The organism is Ensifer sp. Root127 (genome assembly GCF_001425225.1).
Lineage (GTDB): Bacteria > Pseudomonadota > Alphaproteobacteria > Rhizobiales > Rhizobiaceae > Ensifer > Ensifer canadensis.
This window is the reverse complement of the sequence record NZ_LMDX01000001.1, coordinates 767240-790120: the sequence shown is the minus strand read 5'-3', so window position 1 is coordinate 790120 and position 22881 is coordinate 767240. Positions and strand designations below refer to the sequence as shown.

The 22881-nt window shown below is 62.1% G+C and carries 20 protein-coding genes; 12 read left to right on the top strand and 8 right to left on the bottom strand.

Features of this window, described 5'->3' with window-relative positions; all coding sequences use genetic code 11:
* Window positions 1-82 precede the first annotated feature (82 nt).
* Window positions 83-982, top strand: coding sequence for a bifunctional methylenetetrahydrofolate dehydrogenase/methenyltetrahydrofolate cyclohydrolase FolD (gene folD, locus ASD03_RS03700; RefSeq protein ID WP_025425958.1), 900 nt, complete (start codon window positions 83-85; stop codon window positions 980-982).
* A gap of 54 nt (window positions 983-1036) precedes the next feature.
* On the opposite strand, the gene ASD03_RS03695 is transcribed toward folD, so the two are convergent.
* Window positions 1037-2068 (bottom strand): substrate-binding domain-containing protein, encoded by a 1032-nt coding sequence (locus tag ASD03_RS03695; protein ID WP_025425959.1) that lies wholly within the window; start codon window positions 2066-2068, stop codon window positions 1037-1039.
* A gap of 290 nt (window positions 2069-2358) precedes the next feature.
* Between ASD03_RS03695 and ASD03_RS03690 the strand changes: the two genes are divergently transcribed.
* The 7 genes from ASD03_RS03690 (at window position 2359) to ASD03_RS03660 (ending at window position 9901) form a co-directional block, all read left to right on the top strand.
* Window positions 2359-3717: an ABC transporter substrate-binding protein gene (locus tag ASD03_RS03690; protein ID WP_025425960.1), complete on the top strand. Its 1359-nt coding sequence runs from the start codon at window positions 2359-2361 to the stop codon at window positions 3715-3717.
* A 139-nt stretch (window positions 3718-3856) separates the two neighbouring features.
* Entirely contained in the window at window positions 3857-4867 is a 1011-nt protein-coding gene (locus ASD03_RS03685; RefSeq protein WP_025425961.1) for a sugar ABC transporter permease, read from the top strand.
* Between the two features lies 1 nt (window position 4868).
* Window positions 4869-6017 (top strand): carbohydrate ABC transporter permease, encoded by a 1149-nt coding sequence (locus tag ASD03_RS03680; RefSeq protein ID WP_025425962.1) that lies wholly within the window; start codon window positions 4869-4871, stop codon window positions 6015-6017.
* Window positions 6018-6040: 23 nt separating this feature from the next.
* The gene (locus ASD03_RS03675) at window positions 6041-7699 is read left to right on the top strand and encodes an alpha-glucosidase family protein (RefSeq protein ID WP_107026830.1); all 1659 of its coding nucleotides are present in this window, start codon (window positions 6041-6043) and stop codon (window positions 7697-7699) included.
* Between the two features lie 37 nt (window positions 7700-7736).
* Window positions 7737-8825 carry a sn-glycerol-3-phosphate ABC transporter ATP-binding protein UgpC gene (gene ugpC / locus ASD03_RS03670; protein WP_025425964.1) on the top strand — a complete coding sequence of 363 codons (1089 nt, stop codon included), beginning with the start codon at window positions 7737-7739 and terminating at the stop codon, window positions 8823-8825.
* Between the two features lie 133 nt (window positions 8826-8958).
* Window positions 8959-9369 carry a hypothetical protein gene (locus ASD03_RS03665; protein ID WP_057212490.1) on the top strand — a complete coding sequence of 137 codons (411 nt, stop codon included), beginning with the start codon at window positions 8959-8961 and terminating at the stop codon, window positions 9367-9369.
* A gap of 166 nt (window positions 9370-9535) precedes the next feature.
* Window positions 9536-9901 carry a GFA family protein gene (locus tag ASD03_RS03660; RefSeq protein ID WP_025425966.1) on the top strand — a complete coding sequence of 122 codons (366 nt, stop codon included), beginning with the start codon at window positions 9536-9538 and terminating at the stop codon, window positions 9899-9901.
* A 97-nt stretch (window positions 9902-9998) separates the two neighbouring features.
* Here ASD03_RS03660 and edd read toward each other — a convergent pair whose 3' ends face one another.
* The 5 genes from edd to ASD03_RS03635 form a co-directional block, all read right to left on the bottom strand.
* Window positions 9999-11819 carry a phosphogluconate dehydratase gene (gene edd / locus ASD03_RS03655; RefSeq protein WP_025425967.1) on the bottom strand — a complete coding sequence of 607 codons (1821 nt, stop codon included), beginning with the start codon at window positions 11817-11819 and terminating at the stop codon, window positions 9999-10001.
* Between the two features lie 177 nt (window positions 11820-11996).
* Window positions 11997-12695 carry a 6-phosphogluconolactonase gene (pgl, locus tag ASD03_RS03650; protein ID WP_025425968.1) on the bottom strand — a complete coding sequence of 233 codons (699 nt, stop codon included), beginning with the start codon at window positions 12693-12695 and terminating at the stop codon, window positions 11997-11999.
* Window positions 12696-12703: 8 nt separating this feature from the next.
* The gene (zwf, locus tag ASD03_RS03645) at window positions 12704-14179 is read right to left on the bottom strand and encodes a glucose-6-phosphate dehydrogenase (protein ID WP_025425969.1); all 1476 of its coding nucleotides are present in this window, start codon (window positions 14177-14179) and stop codon (window positions 12704-12706) included.
* Between the two features lie 202 nt (window positions 14180-14381).
* A complete protein-coding gene (locus ASD03_RS03640; protein WP_025425970.1) occupies window positions 14382-15668 on the bottom strand; it encodes an FAD-binding oxidoreductase in 1287 nt (428 codons plus the stop codon).
* 16 nt (window positions 15669-15684) lie between these two features.
* Complete coding sequence (locus ASD03_RS03635) at window positions 15685-17121, bottom strand: glutamine synthetase family protein (protein WP_025425971.1); 1437 nt, start codon at window positions 17119-17121, stop codon at window positions 15685-15687.
* Between the two features lie 123 nt (window positions 17122-17244).
* On the opposite strand from ASD03_RS03635, the gene ASD03_RS03630 reads away from it, so the two are divergent.
* The gene (locus tag ASD03_RS03630) at window positions 17245-18429 is read left to right on the top strand and encodes an NAD(P)/FAD-dependent oxidoreductase (protein WP_025425972.1); all 1185 of its coding nucleotides are present in this window, start codon (window positions 17245-17247) and stop codon (window positions 18427-18429) included.
* A gap of 230 nt (window positions 18430-18659) precedes the next feature.
* Window positions 18660-18806: a hypothetical protein gene (locus ASD03_RS39880; protein WP_164474899.1), complete on the top strand. Its 147-nt coding sequence runs from the start codon at window positions 18660-18662 to the stop codon at window positions 18804-18806.
* Window positions 18807-18910: 104 nt separating this feature from the next.
* Here the strand turns inward: ASD03_RS39880 and ASD03_RS40115 are convergent, their stop codons facing one another.
* Window positions 18911-19162 (bottom strand): hypothetical protein, encoded by a 252-nt coding sequence (locus tag ASD03_RS40115; RefSeq protein WP_146160867.1) that lies wholly within the window; start codon window positions 19160-19162, stop codon window positions 18911-18913.
* Between ASD03_RS40115 and ASD03_RS03625 the strand changes: the two genes are divergently transcribed.
* On the top strand, window positions 19155-21680 hold the full coding sequence (locus ASD03_RS03625; RefSeq protein WP_025425973.1) for a methyl-accepting chemotaxis protein: 2526 nt from the start codon (window positions 19155-19157) through the stop codon (window positions 21678-21680). The genes ASD03_RS40115 and ASD03_RS03625 overlap by 8 nt on opposite strands.
* A 27-nt stretch (window positions 21681-21707) precedes the next feature.
* Here ASD03_RS03625 and ASD03_RS03620 read toward each other — a convergent pair whose 3' ends face one another.
* Window positions 21708-21920 (bottom strand): hypothetical protein, encoded by a 213-nt coding sequence (locus tag ASD03_RS03620; RefSeq protein WP_057212488.1) that lies wholly within the window; start codon window positions 21918-21920, stop codon window positions 21708-21710.
* An 88-nt stretch (window positions 21921-22008) separates the two neighbouring features.
* On the opposite strand from ASD03_RS03620, the gene ASD03_RS03615 reads away from it, so the two are divergent.
* Window positions 22009-22878, top strand: coding sequence for a LysR family transcriptional regulator (locus ASD03_RS03615; RefSeq protein WP_025425975.1), 870 nt, complete (start codon window positions 22009-22011; stop codon window positions 22876-22878).
* Window positions 22879-22881: the final 3 nt, after the last annotated feature.

The window sequence follows — 22881 nt, the reverse complement described above, 5'->3', positions numbered from 1 at the left end:
GACAGCATAGGGCGCTTTGAGGCAATCGCCTTTCCCGAGGCGAATTAGAGTGTCCCGCGAACAGGAAGCCAGGAGGAATGCCGTGACGACTGTGATTGATGGCAAGCAGGTTGCCGCTTCGGTTATCGAGGCCGTGAAATCCGCGACACAGGCGCTCGAAACTGATGCGGGCGTGCGCCCCGGTCTCGCGGTCGTGATCGTCGGCAATGATCCGGCAAGCCATGCCTATGTCTCTTCGAAGAGCAAGATGGCCAAGGAATGCGGTTTTCAGTCGGTCCAGCACACCTTGCCTGAAGAAACGACCCAGGAAGATCTGGCGGCGTTGGTTGCCAAGCTCAATGCGGACGCCGCCATCCACGGCATTCTGGTCCAGCTGCCGCTACCGAAGCATCTGAACTCCGAACCGATCATCCAGTCGATCCTGCCGGAAAAGGACGTGGACGGCCTGCACGTCGTCAACGCCGGCAAGCTTGCGACCGGCGATCTCGAAGGCGGTCTGGTTTCCTGCACGCCCGCCGGCGCGATGGTATTCGTGCGCCAGACCCATGGCGAAGACCTTTCGGGCCTGAATGCGGTGGTTATCGGCCGCTCGAACCTTTTCGGCAAACCGATGGCGGCCCTGCTTCTTGCCGCCAATGCGACCGTAACGACGGCCCATTCGCGCACCAGGGATCTGCCGGCAGTCTGCCGCAATGCCGATATTCTCGTGGCGGCTGTCGGTCGTGCGGAAATGGTCAAGGCGGATTGGGTCAAGCCCGGCGCCACCGTCATCGATGTCGGCATCAATCGCGTGTCCGCGCCGGAAAAGGGCGAAGGCAAATCCAAGCTCGTCGGTGACGTTGCATTTTCCGAAGTGGAAAAGGTCGCGGGCGTCATCACGCCGGTACCGGGCGGCGTCGGTCCGATGACCATCGCCATGCTGATGGCAAACACCGTCATCGCTGCCTATCGCAAGGCGGGTCGCAAGCCGCCGCGCTTCTGATCAGCGCAAATTGGTATCCGTCGATATCTGACGCGCCGCCTCTGCGGCGCGTTTTCATTTCTGCGGAGCGGGGCCAGTCGAGGCGCGGACGATCAATTCGGCGCGCCAGAGTTCCTGGTCGGGATAATCGCCGCTCTTGAGGATGCCTGCAATCAGTCGGGTCGCGATGCGCCCGCCGGCTGCCCGGAGCGACGACCGCGTCGTCGTCAGCGGCACGCTGAAATTCTCCGGCTTCAGCATCGGCAGCACATCGTCATGCGCGATCAGCGAGATGTCGCGGCCCATCGCCAGTCCCGCCTGGTTGATCGCCCTGACGGCGCCAAGCGCCAGCACGGTGCTTGAACAGAGCACCGCGGTCGGCGCGTCGGGCTGCTGCAGGAAGCGCTGCATGCTGCGATATCCGTGTTCGTCGGTCATAAGCGAGTGGTGGACGAGGGTTTCGTCGAGGTTGAGCCCATGCTCGGCCAGCGCCCGGGCCATGCCCTTATGGCGGCGGATGGAAAAGGTCAGGTAGTCGGGTCCGTTGATCAGCGCAATCCGCTGATGCCCGAGCTGGATCAGCAGCCGTGTCGCGTCATAGAAGGCGCCGGTGTTGTCGATGTCGAGGAAAGGATAGTCCCGTGCCTCGCCGATCGAGCGCCCATGGACGACAAAGGGCATCGACAGCGATTTGAGCATCGCGATGCGCGGGTCGTTGGCGCGCATATAGGCGAGGAACAGTGCGTCGACGTTGCCGCTGGCGGCCAGGCGCTGGAAGGTCGCCTCCTCGTCTTCCGGCGCGCTCGGATTGAGCACGAAATGGAAGTCGTGCTTGACCGCTTCCTCGCCGAGGCCCGCGAGGAATTCGCCGAAATGCACGTCGGAATCGATGCCGGCCGCTATCGGCATGACCATGCCGATCGAATAGGCCTTGCCGGTAGCGAGGCGCTGGGCGGCCCGGTTCGGCCGATAGCCCGTTTCGCGCACGGCCTGCAGCACGCGTTGGCGGGTTTCCGCATTGACTTCCGGGTAGCCGTTCAGCGCCCGGCTGACTGTCGTCTGCGACAGGCCGAGCAGTTCCGCGAGCTGCTTGAGATTGACCGCCATGGTCAATTTCCCTCCCAAAGCGCTTTGAATATCCGTATGATTTTTATGGTTTGATCCAGCGCCCTCGAATTCTGTAACACTCGTTTTTCATCATACAAAGCGGAATTAGCCGACTTCGCGCTGCAAAAAGTTGCCGCAAAGCAAAATACTGTCGGCAGAAGGCCGGTGAATCGAAAGCTCTTGACTCCTGGAGTGTCGGAATGGTTTGTTAGCAAACTCAAAGCGCTTTGAATTTTGCGCGTTGATGATCTGCCCGGCGGGATCCGGGTTCATCTTGGGAGGAGAACACCGTGAAGAGATCATTTCTGTTGAGCGTGGCTGCGCTGGCGCTGTTTGCGGGCGCTGCCGGCGCTGCGGATCTGAAGTTCAAGCCTGGCGAAGATTCCAAATTCAACTGGGCGAGCTTCGAGGAATTCAAGAAGGGTCACGACCTCAAGGGGCAGACGCTGACGATCTTCGGACCCTGGCGCGGCGAGGACGAAGCGCTCTTCAAGAGCGTCTATGCCTATTTCGTCGAGGCGACCGGCGTCGAGCTCAAATATTCGTCCTCTGAAAACTACGAACAGCAGATCGTCATCGACACCCAGGCCGGCAGCCCGTCCGATATTTCCATCCTGCCGCAGCCGGGCCTGATTGGCGACTTGGCGTCCAAGGGCTACCTGACGCCGCTCGGCGATGATACTCAGAAGTGGCTGCTCGACAATTATGCGGCCGGCCAGTCCTGGGTCGATCTCTCGACCTACAAGGGCAAGGACGGTAACGCCGCCCTCTATGCCTTCCCCTACAAGATCGACGTGAAGTCGCTGGTCTGGTATTCGCCTGAGAACTTCGAGGACGCCGGCTACGAAGTGCCGAAGACCATGGAAGAGCTGAAGGCGCTTACCGAGAAGATCGCCGCTGATGGCCAGAAGCCCTGGTGCATTGGCCTCGGCTCGGGCGGCGCGACCGGTTGGCCGGCCACCGACTGGGTGGAAGACATGATGCTGCGCACGCAGCCGGCCGATGTCTACGACAAGTGGGTCAAGAACGAGATCCCGTTCAACGATCCGGCAGTCGTCGGCGCGATCGACGAATTCGGCTGGTTTGCCAAGAACGACAAGTTCGTCGACGGCGGCGCGGCAGCGGTCGCGTCCTCCGACTTCCGCGACAGCCCGAAGGGGCTCTTCGCGTCGCCGCCGAAGTGCTACCTGCATCACCAGGCTTCGTTCATTCCGTCGTTCTTCCCTGAGGGCACGGTGATCGGCGAGGATGCCGACTTCTTCTACATGCCGCCTTATGACAGCAAGAAGGATCTCGGCAATCCGGTTCTCGGTGCCGGCACGCTGGCGATGATCACCAAGGACACGCCGGCGGCACGCGCCTTCATCGAGTTCCTGAAGACACCGATCGCGCATGAAGTCTGGATGGCGCAGACGAGCTTCCTGACGCCCTACAAGAGCGTCAACGTCGATGCCTACGGCAACCCGCCGCTGAAGAAGCAGGGCGAGATCCTGCTGAATGCGACGACCTTCCGCTTCGACGGCTCCGACCTGATGCCCGGCAAGATCGGCGCGGGCGCCTTCTGGACCGGCATGGTCGATTTCGTCGGCGGCAAGTCCGCTTCCGACGTTGCCGACAGCGTTCAGAAGGCCTGGGACGCCATCAAGTAAAAATGGACGACGGGCGGCGATTGCGCCGCCCGTCCTGTCCTTGGGTCCGTTGAACGCTTGGCGCGGCAGGGCCCCAACGAGAACGGCGACAATCGCCATGCCCTGCACGCAAAGTGCATTTCAGGGGGAGGGACATGTCATGCAACAGCTCGTCTTTGCCGTAGGAACGATGGTGGCCGGGGTTCTCGGCTGCGCCGCCTACTTCTGGGGAACCAGCTTCATTCTCGATCTGATTTTCCCATCGAAGGGGAGATCTGGTGTCGAGGCGTCGCGCAACCTGCGCATCACCAATGCCATCCGGCCATGGCTGTTTCTCGCCCCGGCGCTGTTCGCGTTGACGATCTACCTCATCTACCCCGTGATCATGTCGGTCTGGTTCAGCCTGCATGACCGCGCCGGACAAAACTTCGTCGGTGCCAGTAACTACGTCTGGATGCTGAACGACGGAGAGTTTCGCCAGTCGATCTTCAACAACTTCCTCTGGCTGCTGGTGGTGCCGGCGCTCGCGACCTTCTTCGGGCTGGTCATCGCCGCTTTGACCGACCGCATCTGGTGGGGCAACATCGCCAAGACGCTGATCTTCATGCCGATGGCGATCTCCTTCGTCGGCGCCGCCGTCATCTGGAAGTTTATCTATGATTATCGCGCCGAGGGCACGGAGCAGATCGGCCTCCTGAACGCGATCGTCGTTGCCTTCGGTGGCGATCCTCAGGCCTGGATCACGCTGCCTTTCTGGAACAACTTCTTCCTCATGGCCATCCTGGTCTGGATCCAGACCGGCTTCGCCATGGTGATCCTCTCGGCCGCCCTGCGCGGTATCCCGGAAGAGACGGTCGAGGCCGCCGTGATCGACGGCGCCAACGGCTGGCAGATCTTCTTCAAGATCATGGTGCCGCAGATCTGGGGCACGATCGCCGTCGTCTGGACGACGATCACTATTCTGGTCCTCAAGGTGTTCGATATCGTTCTGGCGATGACCAACGGGCAATGGCAGAGCCAGGTGCTCGCCAATCTCATGTTCGACTGGATGTTCCGCGGCGGCGGCGACTTTGGGCGCGGTGCGGCGATCGCCGTCGTCATCATGGTCCTCGTCATCCCGATCATGATCTGGAACATCCGCAATGCGGCCAAAGAAATGAAGGGGCACTGAGATGAACCCGGCGACACGCTCCCCTCTCACCTGGGCCGTACATCTATCTGTTCTTCTCCTGGTCGCCCTCTGGACGCTGCCGACCGCCGGCCTGTTGATCTCGTCGCTGCGCGACAAGGATCAGCTCGCGGTTTCCGGCTGGTGGACGGCACTGTCGACTTCGACCCAGAATATCGTCGCCCGCGCGCCGGGTGCCGATACCCAGGTCGAACGCGACGGCAAGTTCGTGATCTCGGGCGACGTGCTTGAAGGCACCTCTGCCGGTGAGGTTTCCGCCTTCGGCTTTTCGAGCCAAAAGCCGACCGCCTTCAAGCCTGGCGAAACTGCTGAGCTCAACGACGGCGAGAAGCTGACCGTCCAGGCCGATGGTAGCTTCGAGATCGTCTCGGACACGAAGATGGAAGGCTCGCGCGGCCAGCGCATCTTCTTCACCGCCGCCGTTCCGCCGCGCTTCACCTTCGACAATTACGTCGAAGTGCTGAGCGCCGAAGGCATCGGCGCTTCCTTCATCAACTCGCTGACGGTCGCCATTCCTTCGACGATCATCCCGATCCTGATTGCGGCCTTCGCCGCCTATGCGCTCGCCTGGATGCCGTTTCCGGGGCGCGCGATCCTGATTGCGGTCGTCGTCGGCCTGCTCGTCGTGCCACTGCAGATGTCGCTGATCCCGCTTCTGAAACTCTATAACGGCGTCGGCGCCTTCTTCGGCGTGCCGGCCAAGACCTATGTCGGCATCTGGCTCGCCCATACCGGTTTCGGCCTGCCGCTGGCGATCTATCTCCTGCGCAATTACATGGCCGGCCTGCCGCGCGAGATCATGGAATCCGCACGCGTCGACGGCGCCAGCGACTTCGACATCTTCGTCAAGATCATCCTGCCGCTGTCGTTCCCGGCGCTGGCGTCCTTCGCGATCTTCCAGTTCCTGTGGACCTGGAACGACCTGCTCGTCGCCATCGTCTTCCTCGGCGCCGGCCAGGATGAACTGGTCCTCACCGGCCGGCTGGTCAATCTCTTGGGTTCTCGCGGCGGCAATTGGGAAATCCTGACCGCCTCCGCCTTCATCACCATCGTCGTCCCCCTGATCGTGTTCTTCAGCCTGCAGCGCTACCTCGTGCGCGGCCTGCTGGCGGGATCGGTCAAGGGTGGTTGACCTCACAGGGACTTCTGAACGGAATGAGCATGACTGAAATGAGCGAATCCATTTTGCAGGCCGACAAGGATTGGTGGCGAGGCGCGGTGATCTATCAGATCTATCCGCGCTCCTACCAGGACTCCAACGGCGACGGCATCGGCGATTTGAAGGGCATCACCGCCCGCCTGCCGCATGTCGCCTCGCTCGGCGCCGATGCTATCTGGATATCGCCCTTCTTCACCTCGCCGATGAAGGATTTCGGCTACGACGTTTCGAACTATACCGACGTCGACGGGATCTTCGGCAATCTCGCCGATTTCGATGCGCTGATCGCCGAGGCGCATCGGCTCGGTATCCGGGTGATGATCGACCTCGTTCTGTCCCATACCTCGGACCAGCATCCCTGGTTCGTCGAGAGCCGCGCCAGCCGGGCGAACGCCAAGGCGGACTGGTACGTCTGGGCAGACTCGAAACCCGATGGAACGCCGCCGAACAACTGGCTGTCGATCTTCGGCGGCTCGGCCTGGGCCTGGGATCCGACGCGGCTGCAATATTACTTGCACAACTTCCTGACCTCGCAGCCGGACCTCAACCTGCACAATCCTGATGTGCAGGAGGCGCTTTTGGGCGTCGAGCGCTTCTGGCTGGAGCGCGGCGTCGATGGCTTCCGCCTCGACACCATCAACTTCTATTTCCACGACAAACAGCTGCGCGACAATCCGGCGCTGGCGCCGGAGCGGCGCAACGCCTCCACTGCACCGGCGGTCAACCCGTATAATTATCAGGAACATCTCTACGACAAGAACCAGCCGGAGAACCTTGCGTTCCTGAAGCGGTTCCGTGCTGTCATGGACGAGTTTCCGGCAATCGCGGCGGTCGGCGAAGTCGGCGACAGCCAGCGTGGTCTCGAGATCGCCGGCGAGTACACCTCCGGCGGCGACAAGATGCACATGTGCTACGCCTTCGAGTTCCTGGCGCCCGACGCTCTGACACCGGCGCGTGTCGCCGAGGTTCTGCGCGACTTTCACAAGGCGGCGCCGGAGGGCTGGGCCTGCTGGGCCTTTTCCAACCACGACGTCGTTCGCCATGTCAGTCGCTGGGGCGATGGCGTTGCCGATCGCGACGCGCACGCCAAGCTGCTGGCAAGCCTGCTGATGTCGCTGCGCGGCTCGGTCTGCATCTATCAGGGCGAGGAATTGGCTCTCACCGAAGCCGAGCTTGCCTTCGAGGATCTGAAGGATCCCTACGGCATTCAGTTCTGGCCCGACTTCAAGGGGCGCGACGGCTGCCGCACGCCGATGGTCTGGGATAGCACTGCTGCCAATGGCGGCTTCGGCGATGCCAAACCCTGGCTGCCGGTGCCGGCCGAACACCTGAACCGGGCGGTCTCCGCGCAGAAGGATGACACCGCTTCGGTCATGGAGCACTATCGACGCTTCCTGCAGTTCAGAAAGGCGCATCCGGCCTTTGCCAAAGGCGAGATCGAGTTCCGCAGCACCGATGCGCCCGTGCTTGCCTTCGTGCGCAGCCACGGCAACGAGAAGCTCTTCTGCGCATTCAACATGAGCGGTACGGCCGCTACGGTTGATTTGCCGAAGGAGCCAGTGGAAGCGCTTGACGGCCATGGTTTTACGGCCGAGATCAAGAACGACAAGGTCAATCTTCCAGCCTGGAGCGCATTCTTCGCGCGGCTGGTTTGAGACAACGACAGACAAAAGAGACGAAGGGGAGGGTGCGATGACAGGTCTGACGCTTAAAGATATCCGCAAGTCCTACGGTGCGGTCGATGTCATTCACGGCATCAATCTCGACATCAAGCAGGGCGAGTTCGTCGTGTTTGTCGGTCCGTCCGGCTGCGGCAAGTCGACATTGCTGCGCATGATCGCGGGTCTGGAGGAGATTACCGGCGGCGACATGTTCATCGATGGCGAGCGCGTCAACGACGTGCCGCCGTCCAAGCGCGGGATCGCCATGGTGTTCCAGTCCTATGCGCTCTATCCGCATATGACCGTCTACGACAACATGGCCTTCGGCATGCGGATCGCCAAGGAGACGAAGGAGGAGATCGACCGGCGCGTGCGCGCGGCAGCCGATATCCTGCAGCTCACCAAGTACCTCGATCGTCTGCCGAAGGCGCTTTCGGGCGGCCAGCGCCAGCGCGTGGCGATCGGCCGGGCGATCTGCCGCGATCCCAAGGTCTTCCTGTTCGACGAGCCTTTGTCGAACCTCGACGCGGCGCTTCGCGTTGCCACCCGCATCGAGATCGCCAAGCTCAACGAGCAGATGGCGGACACGACGATGATCTACGTTACCCACGACCAGGTCGAGGCGATGACGCTTGCCGATCGTATCGTCGTGCTGTCGGCCGGCCATATCGAGCAGGTCGGCCCGCCGCTCGAGCTTTACGAGCGCCCGGCGAACCTGTTCGTCGCCCGCTTCATCGGTTCGCCAGCGATGAACGTCATCCCCGCGACGATCACCGCCACCGGCCCGCAGACGACGGTGAAGCTTTCTGGCGGCAAGTCGGTGACACTCGATATCGCCACGAACGCGTCGGAAAACGGCAAGACGGCGAGCTTCGGCGTGCGTCCTGAAGATCTCCAGACGGCCAGCGGCGAGGACTTCCTGTTCGAAGGAACGGTCGCCATCGTCGAGGCGCTCGGCGAGGTGACGCTGCTCTATATCGAGGGACTGGTGGAGAAGGAGCCGATCATCGCCAAGATCCCGGGCATCCTGCCCGTTCATCGCGGCGAAAAAGTCCGGTTCACGGCCGATAAGAACAAGCTGCATCTGTTCGACGCCGGCGGCAAGAGCTACCGCGTCTGACAAAGACCACCATCGTTTGTCTTCAACCCGTCCGATTTTCGGACGGGTTTTTCTTTGCGAAGGCCCTCAATCTACCCTCTGTTAAATTTCTTCCTCTAGCCTGACGGGCAGGGGATACTAAGGGGCCTGTAGAATGACGACCGCGGCACCGGTGATGCGGCAACACTTCCTGAACAAGGAAGAATCTTTCATGTACGATCGCGAAACCACGTTCCCGATGGAGGACACGAGGAACGAGGCGCGGATCGAATATACCGAAAAGGGCATGACGCAGCTGAGCTCCCGCCGCTGCGAAATCATCAAGCTGTCGAAAAGCGGCGCGGTTCTGGGTATCCTGACCAAGTACCAGCTGCCGCAGAATTTCTACCTCGACATTCCAAGCGCCCGCATCCAGATGGTCGGCTGCCTGCTCAAGCGCGTGCACGCCAACAACATCGTCGAAGCGCGCTTCCTGCGGCTCCTGACCGATCGCGACCTCAATCGCATCTTCGTCTACAGCACCCATCCGAACCACCGGAACCGCACACTCGACATCTACCGCTGAACCGGCAAGCGTTCGTGCGGGTGCCCCGTCCGGCCGAGACGGACTGGCGGGCGATGCGCCTTTGCGGCCAGGGACACCGTATTTCGAGGCCTCCAAACTATGCTTGACATGGAGTGTGGGCGTTGGATTGTTGTCGCCTGCACGCCAGAAGCGAGGCAACCGATCGATGAAACGACCCTACCGCCTTTCCTGCCACTGCGGCGATATCTGCATCGAAGTCGATGAGGAGCTCTCGGGGCTGGTCGAGTGCAACTGCTCGACATGCCGGCGCACCGGCTTCCTCCACTGGAAGATTGACGGCAGCAAGATCCGGTTGATCACCGAGAAGCGTCGCCTTTCCACCTATGTCTGGCGCGGCGTGACTGAAGGTCATCACTTCTGCCCGACCTGCAGTGTGGCGATCATGCGCAGCGGCTACCCGAACAATCGCGTCTCGCTCAATGCGCGCTGCATCGAGGATATCGACATCTTCACGCTGGAGGTCGAGCGTTACGACGGTCGAAACGACATGTATCCGGGGCCGCTGAAGTAGCGCTCGTCTTCGCAAGCGCGGCCCGCTACCGGCGGCGAGGGCCGGCAGCGATAGCTCGATGGAAGACAAATCCTCCGCGGTGACGCCGAGGTTCGGCTCAGTTGAACAGCACGCTTGCTCCGTGGTCGGCCGAGCCGGCAATGGCGCGGAACGGTGCGAACAGCTCGCGCCCCATGCCGAACTCGTTGTCCGAGAGATCGGCATGGGCGGGAATGCGCGTCTTGAGCGCGATATCCTCGACAAGCACTTCGATCGTGCCGGTGACGGCATCGATGCGCACGATGTCGCCTTCCTGAATGCGGGCGATCGGCCCGCCATCCTTGGCTTCCGGCGTAACGTGGATGGCGGCAGGCACCTTGCCCGAGGCGCCCGACATGCGGCCGTCGGTGAGGATCGCCACGCGCTGGCCGCGGTCCTGCAGGATGCCGAGCACGGTCGTCAGCTTGTGCAGTTCCGGCATGCCGTTCGCCTTCGGGCCCTGGAAGCGCACGACGGCGACGAAGTCGCCTTCGAGTTTGCCGGCCTTGAAGGCGGCGTTCAACTCGCCCTGGTCATGAAAGATCTTTGCCGGTGCCTCGATGACGTGGCGGTCCGGCTTGACGGCGGAAATCTTGATGACCGCCTTGCCGAGATTGCCGGTCAGCATCTTGAGGCCGCCCGAGTGCTGGAACGGCTGGTCGATGGTGGAGAGTACCTTCGGATCGGCGCTTTCGGCCGGCGTCGGCCGGCGCTCGACACCGCCGTCGGCACCGAGGCGGACGTCGATCTTGTAGGCCTCCAGGCCCTGGCCGACGACGGTGCGCACATCGTCGTGCAGCAGGCCGCCCCGAAGCAACTGGCTGATCAGAAAGCCCATGCCGCCGGCGGCATGGAAGTGGTTCACGTCGGCAAGGCCGTTCGGGTAGACGCGCGCAAGCAGCGGCACGATGTCCGAAAGTTCGGAAATATCCTGCCAGGTGAGCAGGATGCCGGCGGCGCGCGCCATGGCGACGAGATGCATGGTGTGGTTGGTCGAGCCACCGGTGGCGTGCAGCCCGACGACACCGTTGACGATCGAGCGCTCGTCGATCATTTCACCTGATGGCGTGAACTCGTTGCCCATGGCGGTGATCGCCAGCGCCCGCTTCGTCGCTTCCTTCGTCAGCGCGTCGCGCAGCGGCGTGCCGGGATTGATGAAGGAGGCGCCGGGCAGGTGGAAGCCCATGATCTCCATCAGCATCTGGTTGGAATTGGCGGTGCCATAGAAGGTGCAGGTGCCGGGTCCGTGATAGGACTTGGATTCCGCTTCGAGCAACTCTTCGCGGCCAACCTTGCCTTCGGCGAAGAGCTGGCGCACGCGCGCCTTCTCGTCGTTCGGCAGGCCCGTCGTCATCGGCCCGGCCGGCACGAAGACTGCCGGCAGGTGACCGAAGGTCAGGGCCGCGATGACAAGGCCCGGCACGATCTTGTCGCAGACGCCGAGATAGACGGTGGAATCGAACATGTTGTGCGACAGGCCGACACCGGCGGCCATGGCGATCAGGTCGCGCGAAAACAGCGACAGTTCCATGCCCGGCTGGCCCTGGGTGACGCCGTCGCACATGGCGGGCACGCCGCCGGCAACCTGGGCGACGCCGCCTGCCTCGTGCGCGGCTTCGCGGATCAGCGCCGGATAGGTTTCGAACGGCTGATGCGCCGAAAGCATGTCGTTATAGGAGGTAATGATGCCTAGGTTGGCGACGCGATCCCCGGCGAGCGCCACCTTCTCGGCGGGGGAACAGACGGCAAACCCGTGCGCGAGGTTGCCGCAGCCAAGAACGCTGCGATGTGGGCCGCTGGACGCCGCACGACGCACCCGATCGAGATAAGGCTCTCGGTGCGGCTTCGAGCGCTCGACGATGCGGGCGGTGATTGCGGCAATGCGGGAATCGGCGGACATGGCAAATCCTGTTCCGGAGTCTTGAGACTCCTCATCTTCATCCAGTCATCGATCCGGAGCGTTGCCTGCTTGGGAGAACGTGCAGGCCACGCCCCGGTATGAGCTCTTTCAACGCCTTCGCGTTCCGGTGGGGCGCCACCGGTTGAAAGCGTCCTGAACCGGCCGGTGATCCGGCCGTTATGGCGCCCAGTATATTTGCAGCGGCGAGGCCGCACGGCGCAGCATGGTGCGGATCGGCATCTCGGCTTCGTCGCCGGGACCTTCCGCCTTGGCAAGCACCACCTTCTTGCCCTCGCCTTCGATGTGCAGGACCAGCAGCCTGGCATCGTGAAGGCTGGAGAAGGTAAAGGTCAGGCGCGGTTCGCCAGCACCTTCGGCTTCCATGGTGATCACGCCGCGCGGCGTCGTCGCGTCGATCGCCCTTGAAAGTTGCGTGCCGCCCGGGAAGAACGACGCGGTATGGCCATCCGTTCCCATGCCGAGCACGACGACGTCGAAGGGCGTGCCGATCTTTGCCGTCGCCTTGCTGGAGAGCCCGGCCGCATCTTCTGCCGAAGCGGCGGCGTGGTAAAGCGGTAGGAAATGCGCTTTCGCCGCAGGGCCTTGCAGCAAATTGGCCGTGACCAACGCGTGGTTGGAGCGATCGCTCTCCGGTGGAACGAAGCGTTCGTCCACCAGCGTGACCGTCACCTTGTCCCAGGCGATATCCTTCCTGGCGAGCGCCTGGAAGAATGCCTTGGGCGTCGAGCCGCCGGAAACGGCGATGCTTGCTGTGCCACGGGTGGCAATGCCGGTGGCAAGTGCGGCGCTGACGGCGTCCGCCAAGCCCTCTGCCAGGGCGGCGCCATTGTCGAATGTGTGAAGCGTCGTGCTCATTGCCTTACCTATATCGCATCGTGCCAGGTGCGGCCGTCACGCTCGATGAGTGCGATCGACTGGCTCGGACCCCAGGTGCCGGCGGTGTAGCCCTGCACCTGCTGTCCGGTCTCTTCCCAGGCTTTCAGGATCGGATCGACCCACTTCCATGCGGCCTCGACCTCGTCGCGGCGTACGAACAGCGTCTGGTTGTTGCGCACGACGTCGAACAGCAGCCGCTCGTAGGCGTCGGCATTGCGCACGTCGAAAGCCTCGGCGAAGCTCATGTCGAGCGAAACGTTGCGAAGGCGCATGCCGCCTGGACCGGGGTCCTTGATCATCAGCGACTGTTTGACGCCTTCGTTCGGCTGCAGGCGGATGACGAGCTGGTTGGCGGAAATGCGACCGGCACTGTTGTCGAAGATCGAGTGCGGGATCTGCTTGAAGGTAATGACGATTTCCGACATGCGGCCAGCAAGCCGCTTGCCGGTGCGGATGTAGAACGGCACGCCGGCCCAGCGCCAGTTGCTGACTTCGGCCTTGATCGCTACGAAGGTCTCTGTGTTCGAAACGCCACCTTCGAGCTCTTCCAGGTAGCCCTTGACCGGGCCGCCGGCAGAGGCGCCCGCGCGGTACTGGCCGCGCACCGTCACCTGCTCGACATTGGATGCATTGACCGGCTTCAGCGCGCGCAGAACTTTAAGCTTTTCATCGCGCACGGCTTCCGCGTCCATTGAGGTCGGGGCTTCCATTGCGACAAAGCAGACGAGCTGCAGGATGTGGTTCTGCACCATGTCGCGCAGCGCACCGGCCTTGTCGTAGTAGCCGGCCCGGTTTTCGAGGCCTACGGCTTCCGAAACGGTGATCTGCACGTGGTCGATATGGGCGGAGTTCCACAGCGGCTCGTAGAGCGCATTGGCGAAACGCAGCGCCATCAGGTTCTGCACCGTCTCCTTGCCGAGATAGTGGTCGATGCGGAAGATCTGCTCTTCGCGGAAGACCTTGCCGATCGTGTCGTTGAGCTCGGTCGCCGACGCCAGATCGCGGCCGATCGGCTTTTCGACGACGATGCGGGTGGTCTTGGTGATCAGCTTGTGATCGCGGATCTTCTCGGAAATATCGCCGAAGATCGCCGGTCCGACGGCGAGATAGAAGGCGCGGATACGGTCTTTGCCTTCTTCCAGGATCTTCTTCAGCGTATCCCAGCCCTGGTCGGACTTGGCATCGACGGAAACGTAAAAGAGGCGGGCGGTAAACTTCGCCACTTCCTCTTCATTGTATTCCGCCGGCCTCAGGTGTTCCTTCAGCGCATCGGCGGCGAACTTGCGATATTCTTCATGCGTCAACGCGGCGCGCGAGGCGCCGATGATGCGGGTCGGCTCGGTAATCTGGCCTTCCATCTGGCGGTGATAGAGCGCTGGCAGCAGCTTGCGCTCCGCGAGATCGCCGGTGCCGCCGAACACGACATAATCAAATGGTTCGACGGGAATGATCTGGCTGCTCATGGGATAATCTCGATCTTGTTCAGGTCAGGGACACATATAATCTAATCGATTTAAACGCGCTAGGGTGCGACGCAATAAAATGCTGTCGCACACGCTTTCTCATGCATGTCGCCCGAAAATATGCCGCGGTTTCGGGGCGACGACATGCACGGAAACAAAGATCTAATGCACATAGTGTGACACCATCCTGACACAACGTGCCTTAGAGCCTGTCGCGCAGCGCATACCAGCTGAGCGCCAGGAACAGAAGCGCCGATCGGAAGCGTGTTCCGCCCGGAAAAGCCGGTATTTTCAAGGCTTTCAACAGGTCGAGTTCCGTCGGTTTGCCCAGCACAAGGTCAGCGTAGAGCTTGCCACAATAGTTGGAAAGCATGACCCCGTGGCCGGAATAGCCGCCGATCGAGGTGACGCCCGGCATCACCTCGCGACAGAAGGGCGTCCGCGGCAAGGTGATGCCAACGGAACCGCCCCAGGCGTGGGTGATCTCGACATTGCCGAGTTCCGGATAGATCTCGCTGATCTGCCGGCGGATATGGGTGGAAATGTCGCGCGGATTGTCGGCGGTGTAGGCTTCGCGCCCGCCGAATAGCAGCCGCCCGTCTTTCGATTTGCGGAAGTAGCGCACGACAAAGCGCGAATCGTCGACCGATTCACCGCCGGGAAGCACGTTGGGGTGAGCGGAAAGAACTTCGGTCGCGCCGATGAAGGAGCGGATGGGCATCACATGGCTGGCGCTGACCGGCTCGAGATTGCCGATATAGGCATTGCACGCGACAAGCACCCGCTCAGTGGTGATCGTGCCGCGATCGGTAGTGATGACAACAGCCGTTCCCTTGCGCTCGATCTTCTGCGCCTTGGTCTGCTCGAACAGATTGGCGCCGGCAAGGGCCGCCTGCTTCGCCAGTCCGAGCAGCAGCTTCATCGGATGGATATGTCCGGTGCCGACATCGCGGATGCCGAAGTGATAGCGAGACGATCCGAGCCGGCTCGCCGTCTCCTCCCGTTCCATGAACGAGAGATGCGGATAGCCGAAGCGGGTCGCCATCGCCTCGACGTGGTCGCGATAATCCTTCTCCAGGCTCTTCTTGTGGCCGACGGAGAGCTGCCCCGGCATGAACTCGATATCGATGTCGTGTTGGCTGGCGAAGTCGAGCACGTGCCGCTTGGCGTTCTCTGCCATATCGAACAGCAGTTGTGCCCGTTCCTGGCCAAGCGTTTCCTCGGTCTCGTCGGCCCAGGCGCGCTGGCCGGTGCCGAACTGGCCACCGTTGCGCCCCGACGCGCCGTCGCCGAAGCGGCAGGCGTCGATGAGCGTGACATCGACGCCTTGCCGAGCAAGGTTGTAGGCCGCCTGAAGCCCGGTATAGCCGCCGCCGATAATGGCGACATCCGCCTTCCTCGATCCCGGCATCTGCGGATATTCGGGTCGATCGGGAACGGTTGCCTCATACCAGGAGAAACCGGGCGAGATCGGGCTTTGCCAGGGCATTGGACTGCCTTTCAGGTCAGACGTTCAGCAGCAGGAACTCGCGTTCCCACGGGCTGATAACCTGCATAAAGGTTTCGAACTCGCCACGTTTCACGCCGGCATAGATGGCGATGAATTCGGGGCTCAGCACCTCGGCAAGCGACGGCGCCGACTCGAGCAGGGCGACGGCCTCGAGCAGCCCGCGCGGCAGATCGATTTCGCCTTCGTTGGCCGTGTCTTCCGTCGGTGCCGTCGGATCGCGGCCTTCGATGATGCCGAGATAGCCGCAGGCAAGCGAGGCGGCGAGCGCCAGATAGGGGTTGGCATCCGAACTCGGCAGCCGGTTCTCGATCCGCCGGGCAACCGGTTCGGAAACCGGAATGCGGAACGCGGTCGTGCGGTTGTCGTAGCCCCAAGCCGTATTCACCGGCGCCGACATATCGGGCGTCAGCCGGCGGAAGGAGTTCACGTAGGGCGCCATCATCACCAACGTGCGCGGCACATAGTGTTGCATGCCGCCGATGAAGTTGAAGAACTCCTTGGAGGCAGAGCCGTCCGGATTGGAGAACAGATTGCGGCCGGTGTTGATCTCGATCACCGACTGGTGGATGTGCATGGCCGAACCCGGCTGACCCTGCATCGGCTTGGCCATGAAGGTCGCGTAGATGCCGTGCTTCAGCGCCGCCTCGCGGATGGTGCGCTTGAACAGGAACACCTGGTCGGCAAGCTCGATCGGATCGCCGTGACGAAGGTTGATTTCGAGCTGCGCTGGTCCCTCCTCGTGGATCAGCGTGTCAATCTCCAGACCCTGCTTCTCGGAGAAGTGATAGATGTCGTCAATCAGCTCGTCGAATTCGTTGATGCCGGCGATCGAATAGCCCTGGCCGCCAAGGATCGACCGGCCGGAGCGGCCCTTCGGCGGATGCAGCGGATAGTCGGGATCGTCATTGGTGGCGACGAGGTAGAACTCGATTTCGGGCGCAACGACCGGCTTCCAGCCCTTCTGGCGATAGAGGTCGACCACGCGCTTCAAGACGTTGCGCGGCGTGTAGCTGATCTGTTCGCCTTCGGAGCCGACGATGTCGCAGATCACCTGCGCCGTTGGGTCGGTTTCCCAGGGGACGACCGAAAGCGTCGAAAGATCAGGGACGAGCTTGATGTCGCTGTCGCGCGAATCGTAGCGGAATTGTCCGGTCTCGTCAGGATATTCGCCTGAGATCGTGTGGCGGTAGACGGCGGAAGGCAGTGCAAGCGAGGTGTTGGAGGTGAACTTGGAGGTGGGCATCATCTTGCCGCGGGGAACGCCGGCAAGGTCGGGCGTGATGCATTCGATGTCTTCGATCCCGCGGATCTTCAGCCAATCCGTTGCTTCCTTCCAGGTCTTGACGCCTCGGAGGGAATGCAGGGCGGCGGGTATTTTCGAGGTTTTGCTGATTTTCGTTGTTTGTTGGGCAGCACTTCTCTTGGAGGGCATAAATCACCGGTTTTGGCTTCGGATAGCGCATCATAACCAGAGATTGGCAATTGGCTAGAGCGTGACGATTGACTTTCGCCGCCGTGACCGGAATGGAATGCGCAAAGAGCTCAAAGGTGTTTCGTGGCTGAGAAGAAGGATGTGGTGATCATTGGCGCCGGTGCGGCCGGCATGATGTGCGCCATCGAGGCCGGCAAGCGCGGCCGGCGGGTGCTGGTCATCGACCATGCAAAGGCGCCGGGCGAGAAGATCCGCATCTCCGGCGGCGGCCGCTGCAACTTCACCAACATCCATGCCGGGCCGAAGAACTTCCTCTCGGCCAATCCGCATTTCTGCAAATCGGCGCTCGCGCGCTACGGCGCGCGAGACTTCCTGGCGCTGGTCGAAAAACACGGCATCGCCTGGCACGAGAAGACTTTGGGGCAATTGTTCTGCGATCATTCGGCCAAGGACATCATCAGGATGTTGCTCGCCGAGATGCGCGATGCGGCCGCCGAGCTTCGGCTTGAGACGACGGTCGCGAGTGTCGAGCGCCATGGTGCCGGCTTCCGGGTGATGACCGGCGACGGACCGGTCGATGCCCAGTCGCTGGTGGTGGCCAGCGGCGGCAAGTCGATCCCGAAAATGGGCGCAACGGGGCTTGCCTATAAAATCGCAGAGCAGTTCGGATTGGCCCTGGTCGAAACCCGTCCCGGGCTTGTGCCGCTGACGCTCGATCCGGTGCAGCTTGAGACGATCGGCGAACTAGCCGGCGTCGCCGCCGACGCCGAGGCGCGCTCCGGTAAGACGGCGTTTCGCGAGGCGGTGCTGATCACCCATCGCGGCCTCAGTGGCCCGGCGATCCTGCAGATATCGTCCTACTGGCGCGAGGGGCAGGACATCGTTCTGAGGTTGATGCCCGATATCGACATCGCCTCGATCCTAAAAGGTTTGCGCCGCACCAATGGCAAGCAGGCCGTCCAGACGGCGCTCGGCGATATTCTGCCACGCCGGCTTGCGCAATTCTTTGCCGATGGCGCCAAGCTGACGGGACGGCAGCTCGCCGACCTCTCGGACAAGACCATCGATGCGCTATCGGCATCGATCCAGGCTTGGGCGATCAAGCCCGCCGGTTCCGAAGGCTATCGCACTGCCGAGGTGACGCTCGGCGGCGTCGACACCAATGGTCTCGATTCAAAGACGATGCAGGCGAAGGCTGTTCCCGGTCTCTATTTCGTCGGCGAATGCGTCGACGTGACCGGCTGGCTCGGCGGCTACAATTTCCAATGGGCCTGGGCATCGGGCTTCGCAGCCGGCCAGGACGTCTGATCCCTGGTTTTGCGGCATTTGGCTTCAGCCATTGTTAACGGATATGCCGGAACCTCTTTGGTGTCGGCACAGCCGGCGGTTGGTCAGAAAGAACTGTTCCGCAAACGGAAATCACACTGTTTCCATTTTTAGGGCTTTTCTCTGCCACGGCATGGCTGCAATATGGTCTGGACTGGCAAGCCGGTTTATCCGGGCCGAACGTTGCCGGTCAGTGAGAAGGACAGGATGTCATGAACCAGCCACGCCGTCGTCCCCGCGCCATCGCGATCGCTCGCACCGACGAGAGCCGCGTCCAGAGAGTAGCGTTGACCCGCATTGCTCTGATCGCGTTCTTTGCCGTTGCTGCCCTCGCAACGCTGCCGGCTTATTGGCTCTGATGCTGCCAGCCGGCCGCTAACGGCCGGACCTCGAGCGCCTCATGAGCCCAACGCCTTCGGAAATTCGTTGGCGAGTGCTCCGCGCTTATACAATTTTTAATCGTTCAAAATGAATATTGCGACGAAGTGAGTTCCGTCAGGACTTCGCTACCGGGGAGGTGGCGCGGTCCCGCAATGATTGCTGACGGACTGGCGGTGTGCGCCGCATGATTTTTCCGAAAAACATCAGCCTGTTTGCGCATCGGGTGGCTCTCGATCGTTTCGTCCTTTTCGCGGTTACGCGGAAGGCGGGACATGTTTCGAGCCGCCGGGGGAGGCGAATGCGAGCTGCGAGCCAAGGTGTTTTCCATGTTCATCGATAGAATTCTTGCCCGTTTCAAGATCCAGACGAAGGTGCTGTTCTTCATTCTGCCCTTCGTCGTCAGCATCTGTGCCGTCGGCATTACCGGCCTTTATGCGTCCGGCCTGCTTCAGGGCCGGATGGAGATTTCGAACAGCGTCCTGCAGACGCTGAGCGGCTTCAAGGATGTCTATGCGGGGATGAACAACTTCCTGCACTCGACCACCGAGGAAACCCGCGACGCCGTGCAGGGCAAGATCACTGCGCAGAAGGAAATTCTCGCCGAGACCGCCGCACAGGTTGCCGGCCAGAGCGGCCAGGACGAGTTGACGGCCGCTATCGCCGCGACCGCCGACATCGAAGCCCGCATCGACGGGCTCTGGAAGCTGCATGTCGGCGAGCAGGAGATGCGCGCAACGATGACGGCGAACCTCGATGCTCTCTTGGTCGAACGCGCCAAGATCAACGACGAGTCGAACCGGCTGCAATATGCCGTGCGCAAGAACGAGAATGCCGCCAAGACCATGCTGCGCGAAGCCGAAAAGCTGATGCGCGCCAGCCGCTTCTTCAACGAGTTCGGCACCGAAGTCAGCAAGGCGACGACGGTCGAGGATAAGCTCAAGGCCGTCAAGGAACGCTTCCCGATGATCGGCCGCACCGAGCGCGACATCTTCCGGCTGTTGCCGAAAGACGAGAAGTCGCTGACCGAGACGATCACCTCCGCATCGAGCGAGATCGGTGCGCTTTTGAAGGCGCCCGCCGGTCCTGAAACGCTTGCCGGTATCTCGAAGTATGTCGACCGTTTCCGCACCGCGAGCTTCCGTCTCGAAGCGGCTTCTGTCGGCAAGATGCGCGATGCCACCCGGATTTTCGCCGAACTCGATCAGCTTATCGTCAGCACCGAATCCGTTCTGACGGCCACGCGCCGGCTTTCGAGCTCGATCACCGACATCCAGATCTCCGCCGCAACCTTCATGGGGTCGACGACGGAAAGCAACCGCCAGAAGCTGCTCGACAAGTTCCTTGCAGTTCAGCAGAACATGGCAACGCTGCGCGGTGTTGCAAGCGAAGGTGCCTCCTTCGACGCCATTGCCGACACGCTGATGCCGATCATCACCGTAATGAAAAAGGACGCCGCGTCTCTGGTTGAAATCACCGTGAAGCGGACCGCCGATTTCGACGCCGCCGGCCAGTCGATCAACCAGATCTGGAGCGACCTGACCGGTTTTGCCGAACAGCAGAAGGTTGCCGCCGGCACCGAGCGCCAGGAAGCAAACCAGATCTCCGTGGCCGCGACTGTTGCAGGCGTCGTCATCGCCCTGCTTGCCGGCATCGCCCTGACGCTGACGCTGAAGAAGCCGATCGGTCAGATCACCGCCGCCATGCGTCGCCTGGCAGACGGCCGCCTCGATACCTCCATTGACGGCGACGCCCGTCAGGACGAGATCGGCGACATGGCCCGCGCCTTGGGCGTCTTCAAGGAAAACGCGCTTTCCAAGGTGCGCATCGAGGCAGAAAGCGAAGAACAGCGCGCCCGCGCCGAGATCGAGCGAAGCCGCAACGACGCCGAGAAGCGCGAGCTCGATCGCCAGATCGATCTTGCCGTCAGCGAACTCGCCGCCGGCCTCGGCCGTCTGGCGCAGGGCGACCTGTCGCGCCAGATCGACATTCCGTTCCATGGCCGCCTCGAACAGCTGCGCACGGACTTCAACGGCTCGCTGATCCGCCTGCAGGATACGCTGGCCCAGATCCGCGCCAATGCACAGGCGATCCAGCAGAGCGGCTCGGACATGCATCATGCCGCTGACTCGCTGTCGAAGCGGACGGAGGCCCAGGCAGCCTCGCTCGAAGAGACGGCCGCTGCGGTCGACCAGATCACCGTGACGGTCCGCTCGTCGGCGGAGCGCGCGAACGAGGCTAACGTCGCCGTCACGCAGACGAAGAAGAGCGCCGACAGCTCGGCAACCGTCGTCACCAATGCGATCGCCGCCATGGGCCGCATCGAAGAGGCCTCACGCCAGATCGAGCAGATCATCGAGGTGATCGACGACATTGCGTTCCAGACCAACCTCTTGGCGCTGAATGCCGGCATCGAGGCGGCACGTGCCGGCGAAGCCGGCAAGGGCTTCGCGGTGGTGGCACAGGAGGTTCGCGAACTGGCGCAACGCTCAGCCGAAGCTGCCCGCGAGATCAAGGGCCTCATCAACAAGTCGACCAACGAGGTCAATTCCGGTTCGCACCTGGTCAAGGAGACCGGCGCGGTGCTGGCCTCGATCAGCGCCCAGATCGTTACTGTCAGCCAGCATGTCGAAATGATCGCGACCGCCAGCCGTGACCAGGCGGTGGCGCTCAACGAGGTCAACGGATCGGTCAACCAGATGGACCAGATGACCCAGCAGAACGCCTCGATGGTCGAAGAGGCAACGGCAACGAGCCTGGCGCTCTCCAACCAGGCCGACACGCTGATGATGCTGGTCGAGCAGTTCCGGCTCGAGCCGGAAGCCGCCGATATCCACGCTTACCGCGCCGCCTGATTGGCCAAGGCCACAGCGGCTTCGTCCTCAGCATTGCGCCGCGCGACCCACCGGTTGCGCGGCGCAAGTCGTTTGTAGGCTATTCTTGCCGGCTTGTATCTCTTGATGCGCCGCAAACGCAGCGATGCAGCGGCGAAACATCCGCCTCACCAACCCCGGCGGCTTGGGGTCGAAATGTTCGTCCCAGCGGCGGCTTTTCATCGTCATATCGGCCAGATAGGCCATTGCCAGTATTTCCATGGTGATGCTCCTCATTGGATGGCATCCCCTCTTCTATGCAGCAAAGGCTATTTTACATACACAAGATATCGGCCTATGTTTTTCACCGATGAAAGACATGGATTGGGACATTTATCGCTGCTTCATGAGTGTCGCGCGCACCGGCGGACTGACGGGCGCCGCGCAGGCGCTGGGCTCCAGCCCGGCGACCTTGGGCCGGCGCATGCTCGAGATCGAGGAACGCACCGGCCGCACGCTGTTCGTGCGCAGCCAGACCGGCTACCAGCTGACCGGCGACGGGCAGGTTCTGTTCGAGCAGCTCGAGGAGATGGAGGCGGCGGCCCGCCGCGTCGAGAGCTGGCGACGGGAGGGCGAGGGGGCGGTCGTTCGCATCACCGCCGGAACCTGGGTGTCCTGGCTGCTTGCCGAAAATTTCCCGGCGCTCTGCACCGAGCGCGATGGCTTCAGCCTTGCGATCACCATAGGCGAGACCCGCGCCAACCTTGCCTATCGCGAGAGCGATATCGGCATCCGCGCTTTCGAGCCGGAAGAGAGCTATCTGGCAGCCCGCCCGGTGGGAGAAGTTGCCTATGCCGTCTACCGGCAGAAGAATGCAACGCCGGCGGCAAACGGCCGATGGGTCGCCGTCGGCGACGAGGATGCAATCTCATCCTATCTGCGTTGGCCGCATGAGAACGCGACGGGACGTATCGTAGCGACCGTAACGCGCCCTCGTTCGTTGCTCGATCTCGCCCGGGCGGGAGCCGGTTGTGCCGTGCTGCCCTGTTTCGTCGGCGACCTCGACCCTCTGCTGGAGCGGGCGGGCGAGGAGATCCCTGCGCTTATGCATCGGCAATGGATCGTGATGAACAACGAGGACCGCCATCGCACGGAAATCCGCACGGTCGTCGATCGCATGACAAAATTACTGAAAAGCCACGCCGACATCTTCGCCGGCAAACGACCCCGCCGCAGCTGAAGC

Coding starts and splice junctions, on each gene's coding strand:
- pgl (WP_025425968.1), bottom strand. CDS start 12,695: ATGAGCACGACGCTTCACACATTCGACAATGGCGCCGCCCTGGCAGAG.
- ASD03_RS03620 (WP_057212488.1), bottom strand. CDS start 21,920: ATGGAAATACTGGCAATGGCCTATCTGGCCGATATGACGATGAAAAGC.
- ugpC (WP_025425964.1), top strand. CDS start 7,737: ATGACAGGTCTGACGCTTAAAGATATCCGCAAGTCCTACGGTGCGGTC.
- ASD03_RS40115 (WP_146160867.1), bottom strand. CDS start 19,162: ATGAACATGGAAAACACCTTGGCTCGCAGCTCGCATTCGCCTCCCCCG.
- edd (WP_025425967.1), bottom strand. CDS start 11,819: ATGTCCGCCGATTCCCGCATTGCCGCAATCACCGCCCGCATCGTCGAG.
- ASD03_RS03615 (WP_025425975.1), top strand. CDS start 22,009: ATGAAAGACATGGATTGGGACATTTATCGCTGCTTCATGAGTGTCGCG.
- ASD03_RS03625 (WP_025425973.1), top strand. CDS start 19,155: ATGTTCATCGATAGAATTCTTGCCCGTTTCAAGATCCAGACGAAGGTG.
- ASD03_RS03685 (WP_025425961.1), top strand. CDS start 3,857: ATGCAACAGCTCGTCTTTGCCGTAGGAACGATGGTGGCCGGGGTTCTC.
- ASD03_RS03640 (WP_025425970.1), bottom strand. CDS start 15,668: ATGCCCTGGCAAAGCCCGATCTCGCCCGGTTTCTCCTGGTATGAGGCA.
- ASD03_RS03675 (WP_107026830.1), top strand. CDS start 6,041: ATGAGCATGACTGAAATGAGCGAATCCATTTTGCAGGCCGACAAGGAT.
- ASD03_RS03665 (WP_057212490.1), top strand. CDS start 8,959: ATGACGACCGCGGCACCGGTGATGCGGCAACACTTCCTGAACAAGGAA.
- zwf (WP_025425969.1), bottom strand. CDS start 14,179: ATGAGCAGCCAGATCATTCCCGTCGAACCATTTGATTATGTCGTGTTC.
- ASD03_RS39880 (WP_164474899.1), top strand. CDS start 18,660: ATGAACCAGCCACGCCGTCGTCCCCGCGCCATCGCGATCGCTCGCACC.
- ASD03_RS03635 (WP_025425971.1), bottom strand. CDS start 17,121: ATGCCCTCCAAGAGAAGTGCTGCCCAACAAACAACGAAAATCAGCAAA.
- ASD03_RS03660 (WP_025425966.1), top strand. CDS start 9,536: ATGAAACGACCCTACCGCCTTTCCTGCCACTGCGGCGATATCTGCATC.
- ASD03_RS03680 (WP_025425962.1), top strand. CDS start 4,869: ATGAACCCGGCGACACGCTCCCCTCTCACCTGGGCCGTACATCTATCT.
- ASD03_RS03695 (WP_025425959.1), bottom strand. CDS start 2,068: ATGGCGGTCAATCTCAAGCAGCTCGCGGAACTGCTCGGCCTGTCGCAG.